The 3358-nt window shown below is 62.3% G+C and carries 6 protein-coding genes; 5 read left to right on the top strand and 1 reads right to left on the bottom strand.

What is annotated here, in order from left to right; all coding sequences use genetic code 11:
- From EN914_RS29025 to EN914_RS39420, 5 genes are all read left to right on the top strand, one after another.
- Positions 1-642, top strand: a 642-nt coding sequence (locus EN914_RS29025; RefSeq protein WP_164778990.1) for an LLM class flavin-dependent oxidoreductase, incomplete at its 5' end; no start/stop codon positions are given.
- 41 nt (positions 643-683) lie between these two features.
- Positions 684-1331 (top strand): ThuA domain-containing protein, encoded by a 648-nt coding sequence (locus EN914_RS29020; RefSeq protein WP_127389436.1) that lies wholly within the window; start codon positions 684-686, stop codon positions 1329-1331.
- Between the two features lie 59 nt (positions 1332-1390).
- Positions 1391-1735: a hypothetical protein gene (locus EN914_RS29015; RefSeq protein WP_024503935.1), complete on the top strand. Its 345-nt coding sequence runs from the start codon at positions 1391-1393 to the stop codon at positions 1733-1735.
- Between the two features lie 95 nt (positions 1736-1830).
- Entirely contained in the window at positions 1831-1962 is a 132-nt protein-coding gene (locus EN914_RS39915; RefSeq protein WP_255337241.1) for a hypothetical protein, read from the top strand.
- A 114-nt stretch (positions 1963-2076) separates the two neighbouring features.
- A complete protein-coding gene (locus EN914_RS39420; protein ID WP_245265342.1) occupies positions 2077-2244 on the top strand; it encodes a hypothetical protein in 168 nt (55 codons plus the stop codon).
- 10 nt (positions 2245-2254) lie between these two features.
- On the opposite strand, the gene EN914_RS29005 is transcribed toward EN914_RS39420, so the two are convergent.
- The coding region (locus EN914_RS29005) for an amidase family protein (RefSeq protein WP_245497863.1) at positions 2255-3358 on the bottom strand (1104 nt) is incomplete at its 5' end.

Below are 3358 nucleotides of genomic sequence, written 5' to 3'. Positions count from 1 at the left end.
CCGCCGGAAGGCAAAAGCGACGCCGACATGGCGCGGCATCATGCCGAGGTCTTCCTCGAGACGCTGCGGGGCGAGGGGTTCGCCCAACCCAATCCGCGGCCGATGTTCCCCAATCCGCCCGGCCTCTTGCGCCTCGAGCCGCATTCGGAGGGTCTGCGCGAGCGGATCTGGTGGGGTGCGGCTACCAACGCCACGTCGGAATGGGCAGCCAAGCTCGGCATGAACCTGCAGAGCTCGACACTCAAATTCGACGAGAGCGGCAAGCCGTTCCACATCCAGCAGGCCGAGCAGATCCGCATCTATCGCGAGGCCTGGAAGGCGGCCGGTCACAAGCGCGAGCCGCGCGTCTCGGTCAGCCGCAGCATCTTCGCGCTGGTCGACGATCGCGACCGCGCCTATTTCGGTCGCGGCAACGAGAGCCGCGACCAGATCGGCTTCATCGAGGAGAACACCAAAGCGATCTTCGGGCGCAGCTACGCGGCCGAGCCGGATGTGCTGATCAAGGAATTGGCGCAGGACGAGGCGATCGCCGAAGCCGATACGCTGCTGCTCACCGTTCCGAACCAGCTCGGCGTCGACTACAATGCGCATGTCATCGAGGCGATCCTGACCCATGTCGCTCCAGCGCTGGGCTGGCGCTGACGCCGGATCGATCAGGGCCGAGTTTTCCAGGGAGGTACACAATGCCAAAGAAGGCCTTGATCGCCTGGGGCGGCTGGGAGGGCCATACGCCGGAGCAGAGCGCGAAGCTCGTTCGCACCTTGCTTGAGCGAAACGGCTTCGACGTCACGCTCGGCGAAGGCACCGCGATGTTCGCCGGTCCGGAGCTCGCTTCCTTCGATCTCATCGTGCCCGTCATCACGATGTCGACGATCGAAAAGGCCGAGTTGCAGAACCTGACGCTTGCGGTTCGCGGGGGAAGCGGGCTCGGCGGTTTCCACGGGACGATGGGCGACAGTTTCCGCAATGAGCCCGACTATCAGTTCATGACCGGCGGCCAATGGGGGGCGCATCCCGGCAACATCATCGACTACACTGTCGCGATCACCCGGCCGGACGATCCGATCACAAAAGGCATCAGCGATTTCGCCTACCGGTCGGAGCAATATTACATGCATGTCGACCCAAGCAATGAGGTGCTGGCGACCACCACCTTCACCGACGCGCATTTTCCGGGGATAGGCGGCGTCGTCATGCCGGTCGTCTGGAAACGGCGCTATGGGGCGGGGAAGGTTTTCTACAGTTCCCTTGGTCACACGGCGGATGAGTTCGCGGTGCCGGAAATGGCGCTGATGGTGGAGCGGGGTTTGCTTTGGGCGGCGCGGGGGTAGAAGCAGGCGAAGTTCGTGAAAATCTGATGGAATTCACAGGAAATCTACGGAGATATCCAATGAACGATTTCAGTTGGTCCGCTTCCGAAAAGAAGCTCGCCCGCCACGCCTTCGATAAGGCTCTTGAGGCGGCCCTCGCAAAGACGATGGCCGAATTCAAGAGCAAGGCCAGTGCGGTGACGGTTCCCTCCCAGATGTGGGAGCTGGAAGACTATTTGCGTGAACAGCGGCGGGATATCGATCGGACGTTCGACTATCGCTATTCGCAGCTCCTTTATGTCTTCACTCATCTCATCCGAGCAGGCTGCCTCGATGAAAAGCTGCTTGCCGGTCTGTCGCAAGACAAGCGGGATGTCATTCGGCGGGACCTTGCCTTTGCGGCGGGACGCCTGGCCAGCGGATGACGACGGCAGGGAGTGCGGCCGCGTCCCAATCCCTGCCATGCTGGAAAAGCGGCCGTTGTCGTACTACCATCCCGTCACATGGCGAGGGGGATGAGATGGACCATCAGCGTACTGTTTTTCTGATCGGAGCAGGTTCCGTTGGTGACGACGAGCAAGCCGTGTTCACGCTGCACGTGAACGGCGCTGCATGCAATCTGAAATGCAGTTATCGGGACAAGGTGATCTAGGCAGAAGAGGAAGATTTTTTCGAGGCTCTGTTCCAAATCCGTCAGGCACTCGAAGTCGATGGCCTGCTACCCTTCTGTTACGGAGCAAGCGCCAATGTTTATCCGGAAAATACCGTGATGGAGAAAAGTCGCGGATTGATAGCCTGCAAGGTGAAGACGGGGCAATTTCCGCAAGAGAGCGATCTGGTCGACATATTTGATGATGGCGTCGACGTGGTTCCGGTTTTCGTCCATATGCAGCAGGAATTTTGGGAAGAATGGCTGACTTCGCTGCCTTCCTAGCTGCTGGCGTTCATCCAATCCCGCCCGTAACCAGATAGGCGCCGGCGCTGCGCCCATCCTCCAGCCGCACAATAGCCGTCACGATCGAGCCATACGAGCCACGCCAGACGCTGTGGAACCGCTGGTGCTCTGCGGCCGGAACCAATGCCTGTCCACAGCAGCGCGCTCCGCTTCGCTGCATGGCGACAGGCTCGCCGTTGACATGCACCTTGACGCTGGCGTTTTCCGCCTCGGCGTCGATCGGCAGGTCGAGGGTGATGGTGATCTCGTCCTGATCGCCGGTCGTGCGCGTCTCGGCGGCAAGCGCGATGACGAGCGGAGGTGCCTTGCCGTTACCGGTTTGCGTGGGCCGGCGGGAAAATACATCTTCAGTCAGTTCCGGCGTGCGTGGGGGCAGGGTGCGGCGCCGGGTCGACAGTTCGTAGTCGCCGGCCATGCGCAGCAGCCTTTCGTCGTCATAGGCCTTACCGGCGAAGGTCAGGCCGACCGGCATGCCGATATCGGCCATGGTTCCCATGGGCACGGTGACGGTCGGGATGCCGAAATGGCGCCAGACCAGATTGCCGTTGGCGACCCAGGTGCCATTGCGCCAGGCAAGGGCGGCAGATGCCTCGTCGATGTCTGCATCGGCCGGTCCGACATCGGCGGCGGCGGGCAGCACCACGGCGTCGATGTCTTGGCCGTCCAGCCAGACCTCGAAATCGATCCGCCTTGTTGCTTCGAGGCCCTTCAGTCCGTCTTCCAGCGTTGGAATGTCTGCGAACGGCGTGACGCCGGACCGCGCCCGTTCCACATATTCTCTCAGATCGAAGCCGCCCTCATAGCGGTCGGGCAGCGTGCCCGGCGGCTGCGGGAAGATCTTTGGGCCGTCGACGGAGACGAGATCGGGCACGGCCGGGTCGGCATTGGCGCGCAAAAAGTCGTCCCAGCCCCAGATGCTGAGATCCCAGAGTTCGCGCTCGGCGAAGTCCTGCGGCACCAGCCCGCGCTCGACCATGGTGCGCGCACCGGGGCGGTCGCGTTCGTAGTTGGAGACGACGGGAAAATCGACCTCGACCACCTCGGCGCCAAGCCGCGCGAGATCGGCCGCTGCCTGCTCCCACAGGGCAAGCAC

This window comes from Mesorhizobium sp. M7A.F.Ca.CA.001.08.2.1, from assembly GCF_003998455.1.
In the GTDB taxonomy this organism is placed as follows: Bacteria; Pseudomonadota; Alphaproteobacteria; order Rhizobiales; family Rhizobiaceae; genus Mesorhizobium; species Mesorhizobium ciceri.
This window is presented reverse-complemented; position numbering and strand designations above follow the sequence as displayed.

Bases quoted from the DNA above. Each gene is read 5' to 3' on its own strand.
- EN914_RS29020 (WP_127389436.1), top strand. From the start codon at position 684: ATGCCAAAGAAGGCCTTGATCGCCTGGGGCGGCTGGGAGGGCCATACG.
- EN914_RS29015 (WP_024503935.1), top strand. From the start codon at position 1,391: ATGAACGATTTCAGTTGGTCCGCTTCCGAAAAGAAGCTCGCCCGCCAC.
- EN914_RS39915 (WP_255337241.1), top strand. From the start codon at position 1,831: ATGGACCATCAGCGTACTGTTTTTCTGATCGGAGCAGGTTCCGTTGGT.